Source organism: Methylobacterium sp. J-077 (assembly GCF_022829365.1).
Lineage (GTDB): Bacteria > Pseudomonadota > Alphaproteobacteria > Rhizobiales > Beijerinckiaceae > Methylobacterium.
The window spans coordinates 36,593-54,968 of the sequence record NZ_JAKSYJ010000102.1; the positions used below are offsets into that span (position 1 = coordinate 36,593).

Consider the following 18,376-nt stretch of genomic DNA (forward strand, 5'->3'; position numbering starts at 1 on the left):
GCCATTCCCGAATCGGCGTTGACGAACGCTTTACGCGGTCGTGCGCATCGTCCGGGTCATGTGGCGTGGCGTATCCCTGTTCTCGGCCCTGGCGCTGTTCGGCGCGGGGCTCACCGCGTGCTCGATCAATCATTTCGAGCGGCGCGACCCGTGGCGCGACCAGGCGGAGCAGGTCTGCCTGGCCAAAAAGCTCGTCCAGCCGAGCGAGTTCATCACGCCGATCGCGGCGATGGACGGGCCGGGCCCGTGCGGCATGCAGCAGCCCTTCCGGGTGATGCGGCTCGCCGGCGGCACGGTGGTCCTGAAGCAGCGGATGACGCTGGGCTGCCCGGCGCTCGCCGAGGCCGAGGCCTGGCTCGCCGACACGATCCAGCCCGCCGCGGACCTGTATTTCGGCGTGCCGGTGGCCGAGATCAACGCCGGCTCCTATTCCTGCCGCGGGCGCAACAACCAGCCCGGCGCCAAGCTCTCCGAGCACGGCTTCGGCAACGCGATCGACGTGATGTCGATCAAGCTCGCCGACGGCCACGTCATCACCGTCAAGGGCGGCTGGCGCGGTACCGAGGCCGAGCAGGGCTTCCTGCGCGAGATCTTCCTGGGTGCCTGCCAGCGCTTCACCACGGTGCTCGCCCCGGGCTCCAACGTGTTCCACTACGACCACATCCACGTCGACCTTGCCCGGCACGATCCGCGCGGCCTGAAGCGGATCTGCCAGCCGCTGATCAAGTTCACGCCCCAGCTCGGGACCGGGGTCGAGCGGCCCCTGTCGCGCCCGCTGCCGCCGCCCCGCCAGCCGGCCGCCCCGCAGGCCCCGGTGGATATCGAGGAGGACGATCCCTACGGCGTCTCGCCGATGTCGAAGGCCGCGAGCCCGACCCAGGTCGCCCGCGCCCCGGCGCGCGTGCCCGCGGCCTCGGCCTATGCTTCCGCGCCGCCCGTGCGGCCCGCGCCCCGCGTCGCCGCGGCCGCGCCGGAGGAGCCGGCGCAGGAAGACGGCGAGCCGCTGCAGCTCGGCGCGCCGCCGCCGGACACGGGGCCGATCTACTGAGCCGCGGCTCCGGATTGCGGGGCGATCGCGAGGTGGTAGTCTGGCGGCTTCCGCGGAGGGGGCGATGCCGTCAAGCTCTATCCTGGACGAGCAGGACGAGCAGTTCGTGCGCGAGATGGTGGCGACCGGGCGCTACGCTTCGGTGAGCGACGTGATGCGCGACGGGCTCCGTCTCGTCGAGGCGCGCGAGCGGCGTCGTGCCGCCACGCTGGAGGCGCTCCGTCGGGATATCCGAGAGGGCTTGGACAGCGGTCCCTCCGCGCCCTTCGATATCGAAGCCATCAAGGCCGAAGGGCGCCGCCGCTTGGCCGCCGTGCAATCCACTTCCGAGCGCAGTGACTAGGATCGTCCGGCGCCCGCGCGCCGAAAAAGACCTCGTGGAAATCTGGCATTACATCGCGCAGGACGACGTGCGGGCGGCCGACCGGCTGGTCGATCAGATCCAGGCCAAGCTCGTGTTGATCGCCGATCGGCCGCGCGAGACCGGAATTGGCTGAAGCGCTGCGAAGCATTGCGGTAGGAAACTACGTCTTGTTCTATCAGCCAACGCCCGCCGGCATCGACCTCGTCCGGATCCGCAGCCGATATCTGGATCTGGACTCCTCCGACTTCGTACTTTGACGATCCACGGACGCCTTCCCGGGCTGGCAACCCGCCCTTGTCCAGGGGGGGCGGGCATGGTCACCGCGCCCTGCCCCGGCACCGTGGCACCTGCGCCGCACCGTCCAGTAAACCACCGGCTCAACGCTAAGCCGACTTGACTGGCGCCCCCGCCGAGCCATCGTCTCGCGCATGCAGGACAGCACCCCCGTCGAGGCACGCGCCATGCGCCCGATCCTTCACAGCCTGGCCCTCGGGCTGGCCCTCCTCTCCGTGGCGCAGCCGGCCCTGGCCCGCTCGGCCCGGGAGGATATCGAGCCCGCCGAGGAGCGGATCTTCCCGTTCGACGCGCAGATCCCCGGCTGCCAGGACCCGAGCGTCCTGGAGCGGGTCTCGACCAACTTCGCCGAGAAGGAGGCGAAGTACTGGAATTCGTCGATGACGATCCGGTCCTTCGACACGATCGAGCGCACCGCCTGGCGGCCCTGGGGGCTCGACACCTATCCGCGCCGGTTCTGCTCGGCCACCGTGACCACGTCGGACGGGGTGCGCCGCAAGGTCGATTACTCGGTGCGCGAGAGCCTCGGCATCATCGGGGCGACCTGGGGGGTCGAGTTCTGCGTCCACGGCCTCGACCGCGACCTGTCCTACGCCTACGCCACCGCCTGCCGGATGGCGCGCCCCTGACCATGCGCGTCCGCGCCGCCTGCCTCGCCGGCCTGCTGCTCGCAGGGCCGGCCGCCGCCCAGGATGTCGGCGGCTTCAGCCGCCGCGGAGAGCCGGGCGCGTTCGATTTCTACGTGCTGTCCCTGTCGTGGTCGCCGACCTATTGCGCCGGAATCGGCGAGCGCCGGAACGACGTGCAATGCACCCCCGGCCGGGGCCTCGGCTTCGTGGTGCACGGGCTCTGGCCGCAATATGCCCGCGGCTACCCGCAGAACTGCTCCGCGGTGGAGCGCGCGCCGACCCGGCAGGCGCTGGAGGTAGCCGGGCAGGTCTATCCGAGCGAGGGGCTCGCCCGGCACGAGTGGCGCGCACACGGCACCTGTTCCGGTCTCGATCCCACCAGTTACTTCCAGGCCGCCCGCGACGCGCGGCTGGCCGTGACGATCCCCGATGGCCTGAAGGGCGGCGGCGCCCTGCAGAGCCTGGCGCCGATCGAGATCGCCCGGCAATTCGTCGCCGCCAACCGCGGCCTGCGCCCCGACATGATGGCGGTGACCTGCACCCGCGGGCAGCTCCAGGAGGTGCGGATCTGCTTCTCCAAGGACCTGCGCGGCTTCACCCCCTGCCCCGAGGTCGCCCGCGGCAATTGCCGCGCGCCCGAGGTGACGCTGGACGCCGCCCGCTGATTTATTTGGCCGGTTTGGCGGTTTGAGGCTGGACCCGGATCGCGCGATCCGCTTCAGGGCCCAGCCATGAACTATCGGCACGCCTTCCACGCCGGCAACCACGCCGACGTGCTCAAGCACCTTGTCCTGGCGCGGGTGCTCGCGCATCTCCGCCTCAAGGACAAGCCGTTCCGGGCGCTCGACGCCTTCGCGGGCCTCGGCGTCTACGACCTCACGGCCGACGAGGCGTCCCGCACCGGCGAGTGGCGGGAGGGCTGGGGCCGGATGGCCGAAGCCTTCGCGCCCGAGGTCGAGGCGCTGCTCGCGCCCTACCGGGAAACCGTGGCGGCGGTGCAGGCCCGCTACGGCGCCACCGCCTATCCCGGCTCCCCGGCGGTGATCCGCGAGGCGCTGCGGCCCGGCGACAAGGGCGTGTTCGTGGAACTCCACCCGGCGGATGCCGAGACCCTGCGGGACCGCTACGCGCGCGACCCACGCACCAAGGTCCTGAGCCTCGACGGCTGGACCGCCGTCAACGCCCAGATCCCGCCCCCGGAGCGCCGCGGCCTCGTGCTGATCGACCCACCCTACGAGGTGCCGGGCGAGGTCGAGCGGCTCGGGAGCCATCTCGCCCGCGCGGTGGCGAAATGGCCGACCGGCCTGTTCCTAGCCTGGTACCCGATCAAGGACGCGGCCGCGATCGACCGTATGGCCCGCGATCTCGACGCCGCCCTGACCCGTCCGGCCCTGCGCCTCGACCTGCTGATCGATCGGCCGGACGATCCGACCCGGCTGTGTGGAAGCGGGTTGATCGTGGTCAATCCGCCCTGGCGCCTGGCCGAGGAGGCGCGGCTATTCTTACCGGCCCTAGCTCAACGGCTGGCTCGCGCGGCGTTCGGCGGGTTTCGCTGCGATCCGCTCGGCCCGGACGACTGATTCGGCACTATTGATTCGGATCAACGGGACCGGAACAGGTCTTTAAGAGATTTGACATAGGGCGGCCAACTCTGTTGTGGCGATAAAGCCACATTTCTCTGCAGACCCGCGCCGCGAGCCCAGGAATGACCAAAAACTAGGCAAGTGCCATTAGTTTGCTTTTGTATCATCCACGGGTCGGTGTCAGCTTGGCCGGGAACCAATTCGAACGAGCTGCGACACCATGCTGAAGCGATCCACCCTGGCCGGCCTGGCCACCGTGCTGCTCTCCTCGACCAGCATCCTCGCGGCCGATCTCGCGGCCCCGGCGCCGGTTCCCGTCGCGCCTCCGGCGGAGCCCTGCAAGGCGACGCTGCTGGGCCCGACCTACAGCGGCACGATCAAGGCCAACCCGAACCCGACCTGCTTCTCGGCCGGCCCGCTGGGCGACCTCTATGTCGGCGGTGCCGTCACCGGCTACGGCTATACCCAGAGCAACCCGTTCGCGTCGTTCTCGACGCCGGCCGCCCCCAATGACCGGGATCGCTCCGCGCGGTTCGATTTCTCGAACATCCAGGGCATCATCCAGAAGCCCGAGGGCGCGTTCCAGTTCTACATCCAGGCCGGCGGCTACTCGATCCCGCAGCTCGGCTTCCCGACCCTCGGGACGTTCACCCAGACCGATCTGCTGTTCGGCCCGGTCCCGGTCGCCTTCGGCAAGATCCAGATCAACGATGAATGGTCGGTCCAGGGCGGACGGATGTTCACCCTGATCGGCACCGAACTGCTGTTCACCTACCAGAACCTGAACATCAACCGCGGCCTCCTGTTCGTGCAGGAGAACTTCATCAACCAGGGCGTGCAGGTCAATTACAGCAGCGGCCCGCTCTCGGTCTCGCTCGCCGGCACCGACGGCTTCTTCTCCAACGAGATCACTTGGTTCACCGGCAACGTCGCCTACAAGCTCGACGACTTCAACACGATCGGCGTCAACGGCGGCCTCAACGTCGGGCGCACCAACGTCCTCGACCGCAGCGCCCGCTACCAGTTCGCCACGCCGAACGCGCAGCAGAACAGCGGCATCTTCAACATCAACTACACCTACGCGAACGGTCCGTGGATCGTGTCGCCGTACTTCCAGTTCACCAACGTCGAGCGTGACGTCCGCCTCGGGATCAACAACACCGCGTCGACCTACGGCGGCGCCCTGCTGGCGGCTTATTCCTTCACCGACAACTTCTCGCTGGCCGGCCGCGTCGAATACACCGAGCAGACCGGCGTGCGGGGCTCCGGCGGAACGAACCTGCTCGGCTTCGGGGCCGGCAGCAACGCCTTCTCGGTCACCGTCACGCCGACCTTCACGTTCGACCGCTACTTCTTCCGGGTCGAGTACGCCCATGTCGAGCTTGGCGGCATTACCCGCGGGAACATCGCCGAGGGCACGCTGGGCACCGGCTTCGGCCGCACCGGCAACCGCACCTCGCAGGATCGCTACATGGTCGAGACCGGCATCACCTTCTGATCCGATTCCCATACCGGCCTTCGGGCCGGACCTTCTGACAACCCCCGGGCACGCGCCCGGGGGTTTTTTCTTGCGCGGAGAAAAATATGACATCGTCGCAAAAAACTTGGCGTTCATTGAATTGGTCTATGAATTCAAGCATAAAATTTTTCCAATTCCGTCTATTTAGTGATATATACTTGTAATTACAAACAATTCGAATGTGTCATGAGACGCGCGGTACTTGCGGTGGTTGCGTCGCATCACGTATCGTCTTTCGCCTGTCGTTCGAGGACAGGTTGAGGGCCTCTGGAAATGCCGGTGATCAAGGTTTTGTCGGATACGTTGCGGAGTGTCGCCGCGCCCGGCATGTCGCCGAAGGCGTTGCGCGCCGCCGTCCGGGAGAAGCATCCCGACGCGTCCAAGAAGGATATCGTGCGGGCAGCCTTTTATGCCTTGATCGAGGAGCCATCGCAGGATCTGGCCTGCCTCGCCGAATTGCACGGCTTCGCCCTCGTCGAGCGCATGTCCGAGGACGAGCGGACCATCAAGGTGGACGGCCACAAGAAGAAGCGCCGGGCCGCCAAGGCTACCGTGACGGACGGGGCTGCCGCAGGCGCAGTGGCCGAAGCTGTGAGCTGAACGCGGCTGCGGCCGTCCCGCGTCGCGGGGAATCGCGATTGATACCGCTCAGCCCCGCTGGAGCAGGCGTCGGCCGGGGCGGTGACCCTCCTCCCCGGTGTCGCGGAATCCGAGCTTCTGCAGGAGGCCCCAGGAGGCGACGTTGCCGGGGCGGCATTCCGCCACGATGATGCGTGCCGGGAAGCGGCGTGCGAGAAGCGCGACGATCGCCGAGACCGCCTCGAAGGCGAAGCCGCGCCCGCGCGCCGCGCCTCCGACCCAGTACCCGATCTCGATCGCGCCGGGACCGCGCAGATGCGTCCCGACGACGCCGACGAGGTCGGACCCGGACACGGCCGGCAGCGGCTCCGCATCGGCGTCCTGCGCGCCGATGCCGCGCATCCAGGCTCCCAGGAAGCGATCCTGGCCGCGCGCACCGCTCCGGATCAGGTCCTCGGCATCGCGCACCGTGAAGGGCGTCGGCAGGAAATCGACCGCCGCGGTGATCGCCGGATCGTCGGTGAGCCGGCGCAGATCCTGGGCATCCTCGGGCCGCAGGGCCGCGATCGACAGGCGGGCGGTCTCGAGACGGGGCAGGTCGGCGAGGCTGTCGTGGGTGGCGCGGATGGTAAACATCGCTTCGATGTGGGGTGGCGGCCGGGTCGGAAAAGGCACGGTCAGGCCCCGGCGTTTCATGCCGCAGAGGCCCCGACGCCCGGTCGAACAGAGCGCGGCGCGGTTACCGATAGGCCAGACGGGAACGGTTGCTTAACCTGAATCCGTCTTCATTGGGGCATCAAGTTGCGTCAGGCAAACGGGTGCGTCGATGCGGGTGCGCGGTACGGGTCGAGGGTTACGGACGCTGTCGCGCGTCGCCCTCATCGGCATCATCGGCGGCGGTGCCGCCGCCTGTTCCTCGGACGCATCGCGCCTGAGCAACCCATTCTCCAACCCGTTCTCGTCGGAGCCCGCCGCCACCGGCAGCCTGCCGGAGGGCGGCCTGAAGCCCGCTCCGGCGATCCGCACCGGCCGGATCCAGTCCGAGGCCTTGGGCGCCCCAGGTGCCGCCTCGCGCCCGGCTGCCACGGCAATCCCGGCCCCGACCCAGGCGGCCGCGCCGGCCACCCGCGTCGCCTCGACCGGCGCCCCCGGCTGGAGCGCGCAGGGCGGCACCCAGATCACGGTGTCGAAGAACGACAGCCTGAACCAGATGTCGACGCGCTTCGGGGTGCCCGCCTCGGCGATCCTGTCGGCCAACGGCCTGTCCAACGCCAGCCAGATCACCCCCGGCCGGCAGATCGTGATTCCGGTCTACAACGCCTCCGGGATGAATCCGGCCGCGGCGCCGATGACCGCCCGCCCGGCCCGGGCCGCCGAGGAGAAGCGCGAGGACGCGCGGCAGGTCGAGGCCAAGGTCACCTCGAAGCGCGAGGAGGCCAAGGAGACCGCCAAGCGCGAGGAGGCGTCCAAGCGTGCCGCCGCCGAGAAGGAGGCGGACCGCAAGGAGGCGCTCGCCCGGGACATGGCTGCCCGCAAGGCGGCCGACGAGAAGTCCCACAAGGAGGCGTCCCTGAAGGAGGCCGACAAGAAGCATCACGTCCGCCCCGGGCAGGTCGCCAAGGCGGATGAGAAGAAGGCCGATCCGAAGGCGGACGCCAAGGCCAAGGCCGAGGCGAAGGCCCAGGAAGCCAGGATCGAAGCCAAGGCCGAGGCCAAGGCGGCCGCGAAGGCTGAGGCTACCCAGAAGCTCGCCGAGGCCAAGGCCGCCAAGGAGGCGGCCCAGAAGGCCGCCGCCGCCGAGAAGCCCGAGAAGGTCGCCGTCAAGGAGGCGCCGAAGCCGGTCGCCGCCGCCGCGCCGGCCAAGCCGGAACCCGCCGCCACCGGCTCGGTCGCCGACGCCACGCCGTCGGAGAGCTTTCGCTGGCCCGCCAAGGGCCGGGTGATCTCGGGCTACGGCACGTCGGGCAACGAGGGCATCAACATCGCGGTGCCGGAGGGCACGCCGGTCAAGGCCGCCGAGGAGGGCACTGTCGCCTATGCCGGCTCGGACGTGAAGGGCTACGGCAAGCTGGTGCTGGTTCGCCACGCCAACGGCTTCGTCTCGGCCTACGCCCACAACGGCGAGATCGACGTGAAGCCCGGCGACAAGGTCAAGCGCGGCCAGACGATCGCCAAGTCCGGCGCCTCGGGCAACGTGACCTCGCCGCAGCTGCACTTCGAGATCCGCAAGGGCGGCTCGCCCGTGGACCCGATGTCCCAACTCGCCAGCAACTGAGACGGCGCCTTCGATGCGGCGAGAACGGCGGTCCCGAGAGGGGCCGCCGTTCTCGTTGGCGCGGGCTCATGTCACGCGATCAGGAGGCCCTTGCGATCAGGCCTTGGGTTCCTGCAGCGTTCCGTCCGGGCTGTGGTGGTCGACCGCCTCCGGCAGGGCCTTGGCCAAAGTCGGGAACAGCTGGTCGACCGGGACGCCGAGCTTCTCCGCCATCTGGCGGACCTGCTCGTTGCCAAGGACCTTCTGGAGGTCGTCAGGGGTGATCGGCTGGTTCGGGCCCCGGCCCAGCCAGGAATTGACCTGGCTCTCGTAGCCGGAGCGGCGGAGCTGATCGAGCAGCGCGTTGAGGCCGCCCGGCAGGACTTGCTGGATGATGCCGGGCAGCGCCTTGAGCGCCATCTGCTCCAGCGAGCCGCCTAGGGTGTTGAACAGGCTCATACCGGTCCTCCTGTCGATCTAGGTGCGATGATGTCGAGGCCTGCCGCCTCCGGTGAAGAGTCCGAGCGCCCGAGCGATCCTTGCGTGCGCGCCCATTCGGACATCCGGATCCCGCTTCTCCGCATCCTGCCTCGAGCGGGTGCCCTCGAGGCTGCCGGTGTGTGACCCGCGTCTGCAAGCCGATCGGCATCGGATTGTAGGGCACCTTCGGCGAGGAAGACCATCCGGCGGTCGGCAGAGACGCGTGAACCGCAATTTAATCGACAGCGACCGGGTGATGGCTCGCAATGCCGGGCCCGAGTTCGTTCCGCGGTCGCGCCATCATGAAATCCCTGGCCCTGTTCCTGGTGCTCACCGCCTGGGCTGGCGACGCCGCGGCGATGGCTCAGACACCGCGTCCGATGCCGGGCGGCCACGGGCTGACCGATGCCGTCTTCATCCGGCCGCTCTACGGCGTGTACCGGCATTGCGGCGGCGCCTGCCTCAAGAGTGGTTCGCTGAACTGGTTCTGCTTCGCGAAGCAGGACTGCTACCTGAGCTGCGCGACGGCGCCGCCCGCGATGAAATGCGCCACGCCGTAGGGCGCGCGCAGGTCAGCGAACCTGCGTGCTGAAGTTGGGCTGCGGCTTCAGCCGACCGTTCTCGCTCTGGCCCGCGACGGCGGCAGGCAGGAACTCCGCCAGCGCGATCGGCACGCGCCCGGCCGGCAGGTTCAGGTCGTAGGCGAGCCGCTCGGTGACCGCCTCCGGCAGGCATTGCGCGATGGCGGCGGCCGGGACGGGGCGGTTCTCGCCCGACCCGATCCAGGACTCGACGGCGTCGCCGTGGCCGGCCTCGCGCAGCCGGTCCAGGAAGGCGACCAGGCCGCCCGGGTAGAACTTGGCCAGCGCCAGGGCGAGCTTGCCGCTGCCGGTGCTCACGACCGCCCGGTCGGCCGCCGCGACCACGTCGCCGATCAGGGTCTTCACGCCGTCGAGCAGGCCCATCGTGTCGTATCTCCCGGTTCGATCACCGCGCCCAAGGTCGGGCGGATCGGGCTGCCGGCAAGAGCGGATGCGGCAATTGCGCGGGAATCGCGTAGATTGCCCTCAGCAGTCAGGGAGCGATCCGTGAAGCGCGTTCAGGCCGGTGTTCTCGATATCGCCTACCGGGAGGTCGGCCCCCCGGATGGGAAGCCGGCGGTGCTGCTTCACGGGTTTCCCTACGACGTCCATGCCTACGACGCGGTCGCCGAGCGCCTGGCCTCCGAGGGGGTGCGCTGCCTGATCCCGTACCTGCGGGGCTACGGGCCGACCCGGTTCCGCGACGCGGCCACCCCGCGCTCCGGCGAGCAGGCGGCGCTCGGAGCCGACCTCCTGGCCTTCCTGGACGCGCTGGGAATCGAGCGGGCTTGGCTTGCCGGCTACGATTGGGGTGGCCGTGCGGCCTGCGTGGTGGCGGCCCTCTGGCCGGAGCGGGCGGCGGGGCTCGTGAGCTGCGGCGTGGGCTACAACATCCAGAATATCCCGGCCTCGGGCAAGCCGGCGGCGCCGGATGTCGAGCACAGGTTGTGGTACCAGTACTACCTCCACGGTGCGCGCGGCCGCGCGGGCTTGGCGGCCAACCGCGCGCAATTCTGCGCGTTGTTGTGGCGGCTGTGGTCGCCGACCTGGCTGTTTTCCGAAGAGATCTACGCCCGGACCGCGCGATCCTTCGAAGAAAATCCGGATTTCGTCGACGTGGTGGTCCATTCCTACCGCCATCGCTTCGGCCTGGTCCCCGGCGATCCGGCCCTGGTCGCGATCGAGGCCAGGCTGGCGGCCCAGCCAAACATCTCCGTGCCCTCGGTGGTGCTGCTCGGGGCTGACGACGGGGTCGGGCCGCCGCCGGTGGAGGATACCGATGCCCGACACTTCACCGGTCCCTACCGGTGCGCCATCGTCGCGGGGGTCGGCCACAATTTTCCCCAAGAGGCGCCGGACGCCTTCGCGGAGGCTTTGCTCGGCCTGCTGTGAGGGCCGGAGCGCGGGGCGTTGCTTTCGGGAAGCCCGTGGCTATAGTCCGCGCGCTTTCAGACAGGTCTGCACACGCCGCAATCGGCGGCAGGCCTGCGTGCCCATCGCAGGAGACGCTCGTTGATCACCCCCGCCTTCGCGCAAGGGGCCGCTACGGCCGCTGGCGGAGCGGAGATCGCCTTTCAGGTGATCCCGTTCGTCCTGATCTTCGTGATCATGTATTTCCTGATCCTGCGACCGCAGCAGAAGCGGGTCAAGGACCACCAGGTGCTGCTCAAATCCGTGCGCCGGGACGACACGATCGTCACCAATGGCGGCCTGGTCGGGCGGGTGGTCAAGGCCGTGGACGACCAGGCCGAGATCGAGGTCGAGATCGCCCCGAACGTCCGCGTGCGCGTCGTCCGCACGATGATCTCCGAGGTCCGCGCCAAGGGCGCCCCGGCCAAGGCCGCCTGACGCTCCCCATGAAGCGGCCGGCGCAACACGCCGGCTTGAAAGAGAAAACACCGGCCGATGCTGCGCTTCTCCCGTGCGAAGATCATCACGACCCTCGCCGCGATCCTGATCGGCCTGATGCTCGCGGTGCCGAGCTTCTTCTCGCCCGAGCAGCGCAAGGGCTTCATGGCGAGCCTGCCGTCCTGGTTCCCGGCCTGGATCGTGCCGACTCGGGCGATCGTGCTCGGCCTCGATCTCCAGGGCGGCTCGCAGCTGCTGCTGGAGGTCGACCAGAACGAGCTGATCGCCTCCCAGGCCAAGGCCCTGCGCGACGACGTGCGCCGCACCCTGCAGCAGGAGAATGTCCGCGCCGACGGCGGCATCGGCCTGCTCCAGCGCGGCGTCCAGGTGAAGGTCGCGGACGACGCCGCCCGGGCCAAGGTCCTGCCGAAGCTGCAGGAATTGTCGCTGCCGATCACCACGTCGATCGGTCAGACTGCCGCCCGCACCCTCGACGTCACCGAGCAGCCCGGCGGCGTGATCCGCCTCACGCTCACCGATGCCGGCATCACCGACCGCACGCGCCGGGCCGTGAGCCAGGGCATCGAGGTCATCCGCCGCCGCCTCGATTCCACCGGCACCACCGAACCCTCGATCCAGCAGCAGGGCGCCGACCGGATCCTGATCCAAGTCCCGGGCGAGCAGAACCCGGAGCGGCTGGAGAAGCTGCTGGGCTCCACCGCCAAGCTCGAATTCCGCATGCTCGCCGACAGCCCTTCGGGCGATGTCGACATGCTGCCCTCCAAGGACGAGAAGGGCGCCAAGGTCCCGGTCGAGCGCCGGGTCATGGCGGATGGCGGCGAGCTGACCGACGCCCAGCCGGCCTTCGACCAGCAGTCGCACGAGCCGATGGTCAGCTTCAAATTCAACCTGCGCGGCGCCCAGCGCTTCGGCCAGGCGACCTCGGAGAATGTCGGCCGGCGCATGGCGATCGTGCTCGACAACGAGGTGGTCTCCGCCCCGGTGATCCGCTCGGCGATCACCGGCGGCTCGGGCCAGATCACCGGCAACTTCACGGTTCAGCAGGCCAACGACCTGTCGGTCCTGCTTCGGGCCGGCGCGTTGCCGGCGAAGTTCACCGTGGTCGAGCGCCGCGTCGTCGGCCCGGGCCTCGGCCGCGACTCGATCCAGGCCGGCAAGCTCGCGACCCTGGTGGCCGCGGGCCTGGTCGTCTGCTTCATGTTCGCCACCTACGGGACCTTCGGCTTCATCGCCAACATCGCCCTGATGGTCCATGTCGGGCTGATCCTGGGCCTGATGTCGGTGCTCGAGGCGACCATGACCCTGCCGGGCATCGCCGGCATCGTGCTCACCATCGGTACGGCGGTGGATTCCAACGTGCTGATCTACGAGCGCATGCGCGAGGAGAGCCATGCCGGCCGCTCGCTGATCTCCGCGCTCCAGGCCGGCTTCGACCGCGCCTTCGCGACGATCATCGACTCGAACTCGACCATGGCGATCGCCGCGCTGATCCTGTTCTTCCTCGGCTCCGGGCCGGTGAAGGGGTTTGCCGTTGTGTTCATCCTCGGCATCCTGACCACCGTCATCACCGCCGTGACACTGACCCGGATGATGATCGCGGTGTGGTATAAGACCTTCAGGCCGAAGGCCCTGCCGTTCTGATTGTTTTGGGAGGTCGTTGACGCACACAGGGCAAACGGCGCGCCACCCTCTCCCCTCTGCGGGAGAGGGTGGCCCCCGATGGGGGGCGGGAGAGGGGCAGCGCGACGGTTCGGGATTTGAAGCCTGTCGCGACCTCTCCGGACACGTCGCTCCCCTCTCCCGACCCCTGCTGACGCAGGGGCCACCCTCCCCCGCAGAGGGGGGAGGGAGAGGCGCTTGGACTCTACCGGGGCCCTCGTCCGTCAACGATGTGAGAATACATAGCCCGCACGGTAGGTGGCCCCAGCGCCCTGGCCCCCTCCGTCGCGGTTCGCGGTGAAAAGAGACCCGACCATGCGCCTGCTCCGCCTCTGGCCCGATGAATCGCATTTCGACTTCATGCGCTTCCGGCGGCTGACCTTTCCGCTCTCGGCCGCCCTGTCGCTCGCGACCGTGGTGCTGTTCCTCACCGTCGGGCTGAACTTCGGCATCGACTTCAAGGGCGGCACCCTGGTCGAGCTGCAGGCCAAGTCCGGCACTGCCGACGTGGCCGCGATCCGGCACACCGCAGTGGGCTTCGGCTTCGGCGAGCCGGAGGTGCAGGAGCTGGGCAATCAGGGCACCGTGCTGGTGCGCCTGCCGCTGCAGCCCGGCGAGCAGGGCCAGACCGCGGTGATGAACAAGGCGCACGCCGCCTTCGACGCCGATTACGATTTCCGCCGCACCGAGACCGTCGGCCCGCGCGTGTCGGGCGAGCTGGTCCAGTCCGGCACCCTCGGCGTCGTGCTGTCGGTCGTGGCGGTGCTGCTGTACCTGTGGTTCCGGTTCGAGCGGGAGCTGGCGCTCGGCGCCATCGTCGGCACGCTCCACGACATCGTGCTCACCGTCGGCGTGTTCATCATCACCCGCATCGAGTTCAACATGACCTCGATCGCCGCGATCCTGACCATCGTCGGCTACTCGCTCAACGAGACCGTGGTGGTGTTCGACCGGACCCGCGAGTTGATGCGGCGCTACAAGACCATCCCCACCGTCGACCTGCTGAACCTGTCGATCAACTCGACCATGTCGCGGACCGTGATGACCTCGATCTCGTCCGGCCTGTCGCTCCTGGCGCTGGTCCTGTTCGGCGGCGAGGCGATCAAGGGCTTCGCCACCGTGATGCTCTGCGGCGTCGTGATCTGCACCTACTCGGCGATCTTCGTCTCGACTCCGGTGTTGATCTATCTGGGGCTGATGCTCTCGGGCGCCCGGGCGGCGGCCGAGCGGTCCGGCGTCCCGCAACCGGCGGAGTAGTTTTTTTCGGACATGGCCGAGCAGGAGACGTCAAAGGGCTTCGAATCCGGTTTCGTGCCGGGGCGCCACATCATCGACACCTACGGCAATGGCGGCTTCCGCTTCGCCGGGATGTCGCATCGCGGCTCGCTCCTGCTCCTGCCCTCGGGCGTGCGCGCCTGGGACGTCGCCACGCCCAAGGCGATCGATCGCACGGCCCTGCGGCCTGTCCAGGCCGAGGCGGCTGGGATCGAGCTGCTGCTGGTCGGCACCGGCCTCGACATCGCGGCGATCGACCCGTCCCTGCGCAGCTGGCTCAAGGATGCCGGCGTCGGGCTCGACGTGATGCAGACCGGGGCGGCGGCCCGGACCTACAACATCCTGGTGGCCGAGAACCGCAAGGTCGCGGCCGCCCTGATCGTGGTCGATTGATGCCGGAGGTCGACGACAAGTCCGCGGAGACCGGCCTCGCCTTCGCGCAGGCCCATTGCGAGCAGCTGGTCCGGGACGGCGACCCGGACCGTTACTACGCGACCCTGTTCGCCCCGGCCGCCGCCCGCCCGCATCTCTTCGCCCTCTACGCCTTCAGCCTGACCATCGCGCGGGTGCGCGAGGCCGCCTCGAACCCGATGGCCGGCGAGATCCGCCTGCAATGGTGGCGCGACGCCCTCCAGGGCGAGGCCCGGGGCGATGTCCGCGCCAACCCGGTGGCGGCGGCCCTCGAGGAGGCGATCCGGGTCAACCGCCTGCTACGCCAGCCCTTCGTGGACCTGATCGACGCGCGGGTGTTCGACCTCTACGAGGACCCGATGCCCCGGGTGAACGACCTGGAGGGCTATTGCGGCGAGACCGCCTCGGCCCTGTTCCGGCTGGCGAGCCTGGTGATCGGCACCGGCACCGAGCCGGGTGGTGCGGCTGCCGCCGGCCATGCCGGCGTGGCCTACGGCCTCACCGGCCTGTTGCGCGCCCTGCCCTGGCATGCCCGTTCCGGCCAGGTCTATCTGCCCGCCGACGTGCTCGGCCGCTACGGCGTCACCCGTGAGGACATCACCAGCGGCCGCGGCGGCCCCGGCCTGCGCCGGGCCTGCGCCGACCTGCGCACCCTCGCCCGGACCCACCTCAAGGCCTTCGAGGCGGCCCGCCCGGCCATCGCGCCGCTCGCCGGCGCGGCCTTCCTGCCGGTGGCCCTGGTCGAGCCCTATCTCGCGACGATGGAGCGGGCGAGCTACGACCCCCTCAACACGCTCACCGATCTGCCGCGCTGGCGCAAGCTGTGGCGGCTGTGGCGGGCCTCGCGGCGGATTGGGTGAACACCTTCGAGCGAACGACTGTCACCGTCATTGCGAGCGCAGCGAAGCAACCCAGTGCAGCGCGCGATCTCAGAATGGTGGCGTTTCCCTGGGTTGCTTCGCTACGCTCGCAATGACGGCGTGGAACAGGGACGTCACAGAACCCGCGCCAACCCCGGTACCAGCGCCGCCAAACGCATCGGCGGGCCGAGCTCCGGTTCGGCCTCCGGATTCGCCAGGGTCGCGACCCGGCAGCGGCCGTCGTGAAGGAGGCCGGTCACCAGGCGGCCAGCCGGTTCCAGGGCTGCACGCCAATGCGGCGGGATCGCATCGACGCTGCCGTGGACCAGGATCCGGTCGAAGCCACCATCCGGCAGGTCCGGGGCGAGGCCGTCGGCCTGAACCACGTGGACCTCGGATTGGTCGGAGAGCCGCGCGGCCGCCTCCCGGGCCAGCGTCGCGTAGCGCTCCAGGCTCAAGACCGCGCCGGCCCCGAGCTTGGCCAAGAGGGCCGTGGCGTAGCCCGAGCCGGTGCCGATCTCGAGAACCCGGTGGCCCGGCTCGACCCGCAGCAGCGCCAGCATCTGCGCCACCAGGGTTGGCGCGGTCATCGAGGCGCCGCAGGGCAGCGGCAGGGCGATGTCCCGCCGGGCCTGGGCGCGGTGGGCGGCGGGGGCGAAGGGCTCCCGCGCCACCTGCTCCATGGCCCGCAGGATCGCGGTGTCGCGAAGGCCCCGGCCCCGAAGCGCCATGACGAAGGCCGCGTTGCCGGCAGCCTCCTCGAGGCTGCCCAGATCGATCACGCCGAGAACGCCTGCGCGAACCGGGTCAGGGTCGGCTCGTCCGTGAGGTCGAGGCGCAGGGGCGTCACCGAGATCCGCTTCTCGGCGATCGCCTTCAGGTCCGAGCCGTGGCCCGGCTCGAACCGGGCCTTGGCGAAGGCCAGCCAGAAATAGGGGTTGCCGCGTCCGTCCACCCGGGCGTCGATCGACAGCAGCGCCTGATTGCGAAAACCCTGCGCCGCCACCGCGACGCCCTGCACGTCGGCGGGCTCGCAATCCGGGAAGTTGACGTTGACCAGGATGCCGGGCTCGATCCCGGTCTCCAGGATCTTTCGGATCACCTTCGGGCCATGCTCCCGGGCGCAGTCCCATTTGAGATTTCCGCGTCCGCCTGCCCCGTAGGCCTGGCTGAGCGCGATCGAGCGGATGCCGAGGATCGTGCCCTCCATGGCAGCCGCGATCGTGCCCGAATAGGTCACGTCCTCGGCGACGTTCTGGCCGCGGTTCACCCCCGACAGGATCAGGTCCGGTCCATGGTCGGCCAGGATGTGGCGCACCCCCAGGATCACGCAATCGGAGGGCGTGCCCTTCACGGCGAAGCGCTGCTCCGAGACCTGCCGCAGGCGCAGCGGGTCGTTCAGCGACAGCGAGTGCGAGACCCCGGACTGGTCGCTCTCGGGGGCCACCACCCAGACGTCGTCGGACAGCTCCCGGGCGATCTCCTCCAGGGTGGCGAGCCCCGGCGCGTGGATGCCGTCGTCGTTGGTGACTAGGATGCGCATCAGCGGGCCCCTTCGATCCGGTTGAGCCCGCCCATGTAGGGGTGGAGCACCGACGGGATCGTGATGCTCCCGTCCGGGTTCTGGTAGTTCTCCATCACGGCGATCAGGGCGCGGCCGACCGCGACGCCTGAGCCGTTCAGCGTGTGGACATAGGCCGGCTTGCCGTCCTTGCCCCGGTAGCGGGCGTTCATCCGCCGGGCCTGGAACTCGCCGCAGACCGAGCAGGAGGAAATCTCCCGGTGGGTCCGCTGGCCCGGCACCCAGACCTCAATGTCGTAGGTCTTCTGGCTCGCGAAGCCCATGTCGCCGGTGCAGAGGGTCATCACCCGGTAGGGCAGATCGAGTTTTCTAAGGACTGCCTCGGCGCAGGTGAGCATCCGCTCGTGCTCGGTGGCGGATTCTTCGGGCGTGGTGATCGAGACCAGCTCGACCTTGTTGAACTGGTGCTGGCGCAGCATGCCGCGGGTATCCCGCCCCGCCGCCCCGGCCTCGGCCCGGAAGCAGGGGGTTAGGGCGGTGAAGCGCAGGGGGAGTTCTTCTTCCTTCAGGATCGACTCGCGCACGAGGTTGGTCAGCGGCACCTCGGCGGTGGGGATGAGCCAGAAATCCTCCCGTGTGGGTGCCGCCTCAATAGCTCGGTCGACCACGTCGGCGAGCCCGAGGGCGCCGTCACGGAAGGCGGATTGATCCGCCTCGCCGGCATGGGCCAGGGCCTCGTGCAGCATCTCGGCCCGGCTCTGGATGTTCGACGAGAAGAACTGGTCGTCGGCGAATTTTGGCAGCTGTGCGGTGCCGAACATGGCTGCGTCCCGCACCAGCACCGGCGGCGCAACTTCCAGATACCCGTGCTCCTGCGTGTGCAGGTCGAGCATGAACTGGCCCAGCGCCCGCTCCAGCCGGGCGAGCTGCCCCTTGAGCACCACGAAGCGCGAGCCCGAGAGCTTGGCGGCGGATTCGAAATCCATCAGCCCGCTGGCTTCACCGAGCTCGAAATGCTCGCGGCCTTCGGTCAGCCGCTCCCGCGTGGAGGCGTGGCTGCGGTAGAGCACGTTGCCGTGCTCGTCGGCGCCGTCCGGCACGTCGGGCTTGGGCTGGTTCGGGATCGCCGCGAGTTTTTCCGCCAGCGCTGCGTCGGCCGCCTCCTGCGCGGCCTTCAGCTCCGGCTCGGCGCTTTTGAGCGCGGCAACCTCGGCCATCAGCTCGGCGGCGCGCGCCTCGTCCTTGGCCTTCTTGGCGCCCCCAATCTCCTTGGCCAGCGCGTTGCGCCGCTCCTGGTTGGCCTGGGCCGCCGAGACCGCGAATTTCCGCGCCTCGTCGAGGGCGATCAGCGCGGCCGAAAGCGGTGCGAGGCCCCGGCGGGCGAGGTCGCGGTCGAAGGCGTCCGGGTTGTCCCGGATGGCGCGGATGTCGTGCATCGTGTCGGCTCGG

General features: G+C 69.3%; 21 protein-coding genes and 1 pseudogene. 16 read left to right on the top strand and 6 right to left on the bottom strand.

Translation table 11 applies throughout. The annotated features are described in order from the left end of the window. The first annotated feature begins 58 nt into the window (after positions 1-58). From MKL11_RS08635 to MKL11_RS08670, 8 genes and pseudogenes are all read left to right on the top strand, one after another. Positions 59-1,048 carry an extensin family protein gene (locus tag MKL11_RS08635; RefSeq protein WP_243942227.1) on the top strand — a complete coding sequence of 330 codons (990 nt, stop codon included), beginning with the start codon at positions 59-61 and terminating at the stop codon, positions 1,046-1,048. A 64-nt stretch (positions 1,049-1,112) separates the two neighbouring features. After that, positions 1,113-1,391 (top strand): type II toxin-antitoxin system ParD family antitoxin, encoded by a 279-nt coding sequence (locus MKL11_RS08640; RefSeq protein ID WP_243942229.1) that lies wholly within the window; start codon positions 1,113-1,115, stop codon positions 1,389-1,391. A gap of 67 nt (positions 1,392-1,458) precedes the next feature. Then, positions 1,459-1,669 (top strand): annotated as a pseudogene (locus tag MKL11_RS33535) (type II toxin-antitoxin system RelE/ParE family toxin). Between the two features lie 204 nt (positions 1,670-1,873). Further along, complete coding sequence (locus MKL11_RS08650; protein WP_243942606.1) at positions 1,874-2,335, top strand: hypothetical protein; 462 nt, start codon at positions 1,874-1,876, stop codon at positions 2,333-2,335. A gap of 2 nt (positions 2,336-2,337) precedes the next feature. Continuing rightward, complete coding sequence (locus tag MKL11_RS08655) at positions 2,338-3,000, top strand: ribonuclease T2 (protein WP_243942233.1); 663 nt, start codon at positions 2,338-2,340, stop codon at positions 2,998-3,000. Positions 3,001-3,066: 66 nt separating this feature from the next. Continuing rightward, positions 3,067-3,915: a 23S rRNA (adenine(2030)-N(6))-methyltransferase RlmJ gene (locus tag MKL11_RS08660; RefSeq protein ID WP_243942235.1), complete on the top strand. Its 849-nt coding sequence runs from the start codon at positions 3,067-3,069 to the stop codon at positions 3,913-3,915. 223 nt (positions 3,916-4,138) lie between these two features. After that, positions 4,139-5,416 carry a porin gene (locus MKL11_RS08665; RefSeq protein WP_243942237.1) on the top strand — a complete coding sequence of 426 codons (1,278 nt, stop codon included), beginning with the start codon at positions 4,139-4,141 and terminating at the stop codon, positions 5,414-5,416. Positions 5,417-5,710: 294 nt separating this feature from the next. Further along, a complete protein-coding gene (locus MKL11_RS08670) occupies positions 5,711-6,037 on the top strand; it encodes a hypothetical protein (RefSeq protein WP_243942239.1) in 327 nt (108 codons plus the stop codon). A gap of 48 nt (positions 6,038-6,085) precedes the next feature. Here the strand turns inward: MKL11_RS08670 and MKL11_RS08675 are convergent, their stop codons facing one another. Further along, on the bottom strand, positions 6,086-6,652 hold the full coding sequence (locus tag MKL11_RS08675) for a GNAT family N-acetyltransferase (protein WP_243942241.1): 567 nt from the start codon (positions 6,650-6,652) through the stop codon (positions 6,086-6,088). 190 nt (positions 6,653-6,842) lie between these two features. Between MKL11_RS08675 and MKL11_RS08680 the strand changes: the two genes are divergently transcribed. Then, entirely contained in the window at positions 6,843-8,291 is a 1,449-nt protein-coding gene (locus MKL11_RS08680; protein WP_243942243.1) for a peptidoglycan DD-metalloendopeptidase family protein, read from the top strand. A gap of 96 nt (positions 8,292-8,387) precedes the next feature. Here MKL11_RS08680 and MKL11_RS08685 read toward each other — a convergent pair whose 3' ends face one another. Further along, complete coding sequence (locus MKL11_RS08685) at positions 8,388-8,729, bottom strand: YidB family protein (protein WP_243942245.1); 342 nt, start codon at positions 8,727-8,729, stop codon at positions 8,388-8,390. 323 nt (positions 8,730-9,052) lie between these two features. On the opposite strand from MKL11_RS08685, the gene MKL11_RS08690 reads away from it, so the two are divergent. Continuing rightward, a complete protein-coding gene (locus MKL11_RS08690) occupies positions 9,053-9,310 on the top strand; it encodes a hypothetical protein (RefSeq protein WP_243942247.1) in 258 nt (85 codons plus the stop codon). A 12-nt stretch (positions 9,311-9,322) separates the two neighbouring features. Here MKL11_RS08690 and MKL11_RS08695 read toward each other — a convergent pair whose 3' ends face one another. Beyond that, positions 9,323-9,715, bottom strand: coding sequence for a YidB family protein (locus MKL11_RS08695; protein ID WP_243942249.1), 393 nt, complete (start codon positions 9,713-9,715; stop codon positions 9,323-9,325). A gap of 123 nt (positions 9,716-9,838) precedes the next feature. Here MKL11_RS08695 and MKL11_RS08700 point away from each other — a divergent pair, with 123 nt between their 5' ends. The 6 genes from MKL11_RS08700 to MKL11_RS08725 all read left to right on the top strand — a co-directional run bounded on the left by MKL11_RS08700 (position 9,839) and on the right by MKL11_RS08725 (position 15,405). Then, a complete protein-coding gene (locus tag MKL11_RS08700) occupies positions 9,839-10,723 on the top strand; it encodes an alpha/beta fold hydrolase (RefSeq protein WP_243942251.1) in 885 nt (294 codons plus the stop codon). Positions 10,724-10,843: 120 nt separating this feature from the next. Beyond that, on the top strand, positions 10,844-11,179 hold the full coding sequence (gene yajC / locus MKL11_RS08705; protein ID WP_243942253.1) for a preprotein translocase subunit YajC: 336 nt from the start codon (positions 10,844-10,846) through the stop codon (positions 11,177-11,179). A 57-nt stretch (positions 11,180-11,236) separates the two neighbouring features. After that, positions 11,237-12,841 carry a protein translocase subunit SecD gene (gene secD, locus MKL11_RS08710; RefSeq protein WP_243942256.1) on the top strand — a complete coding sequence of 535 codons (1,605 nt, stop codon included), beginning with the start codon at positions 11,237-11,239 and terminating at the stop codon, positions 12,839-12,841. 333 nt (positions 12,842-13,174) lie between these two features. Further along, the gene (gene secF, locus MKL11_RS08715) at positions 13,175-14,116 is read left to right on the top strand and encodes a protein translocase subunit SecF (RefSeq protein ID WP_243942259.1); all 942 of its coding nucleotides are present in this window, start codon (positions 13,175-13,177) and stop codon (positions 14,114-14,116) included. Positions 14,117-14,128: 12 nt separating this feature from the next. Then, a complete protein-coding gene (locus tag MKL11_RS08720) occupies positions 14,129-14,527 on the top strand; it encodes an Mth938-like domain-containing protein (RefSeq protein WP_243942261.1) in 399 nt (132 codons plus the stop codon). Then, positions 14,527-15,405, top strand: a complete 879-nt coding sequence (locus MKL11_RS08725) for a phytoene/squalene synthase family protein (RefSeq protein WP_243942263.1) — start codon at positions 14,527-14,529, stop codon at positions 15,403-15,405. The genes MKL11_RS08720 and MKL11_RS08725 overlap by 1 nt, the downstream gene beginning before the upstream one ends. Positions 15,406-15,539: 134 nt before the next feature. On the opposite strand, the gene MKL11_RS08730 is transcribed toward MKL11_RS08725, so the two are convergent. From MKL11_RS08730 to serS, 3 genes are read right to left on the bottom strand one after another with little or no spacing between them, the layout of a single operon-like run. Beyond that, positions 15,540-16,187 carry a protein-L-isoaspartate O-methyltransferase family protein gene (locus MKL11_RS08730; protein WP_243942265.1) on the bottom strand — a complete coding sequence of 216 codons (648 nt, stop codon included), beginning with the start codon at positions 16,185-16,187 and terminating at the stop codon, positions 15,540-15,542. Next, the gene (surE, locus tag MKL11_RS08735; protein ID WP_243942267.1) at positions 16,184-16,948 is read right to left on the bottom strand and encodes a 5'/3'-nucleotidase SurE; all 765 of its coding nucleotides are present in this window, start codon (positions 16,946-16,948) and stop codon (positions 16,184-16,186) included. The genes MKL11_RS08730 and surE overlap by 4 nt, the downstream gene beginning before the upstream one ends. Beyond that, entirely contained in the window at positions 16,948-18,363 is a 1,416-nt protein-coding gene (serS, locus tag MKL11_RS08740; RefSeq protein ID WP_243942269.1) for a serine--tRNA ligase, read from the bottom strand. The genes surE and serS overlap by 1 nt, the downstream gene beginning before the upstream one ends. Positions 18,364-18,376 lie beyond the last annotated feature (13 nt).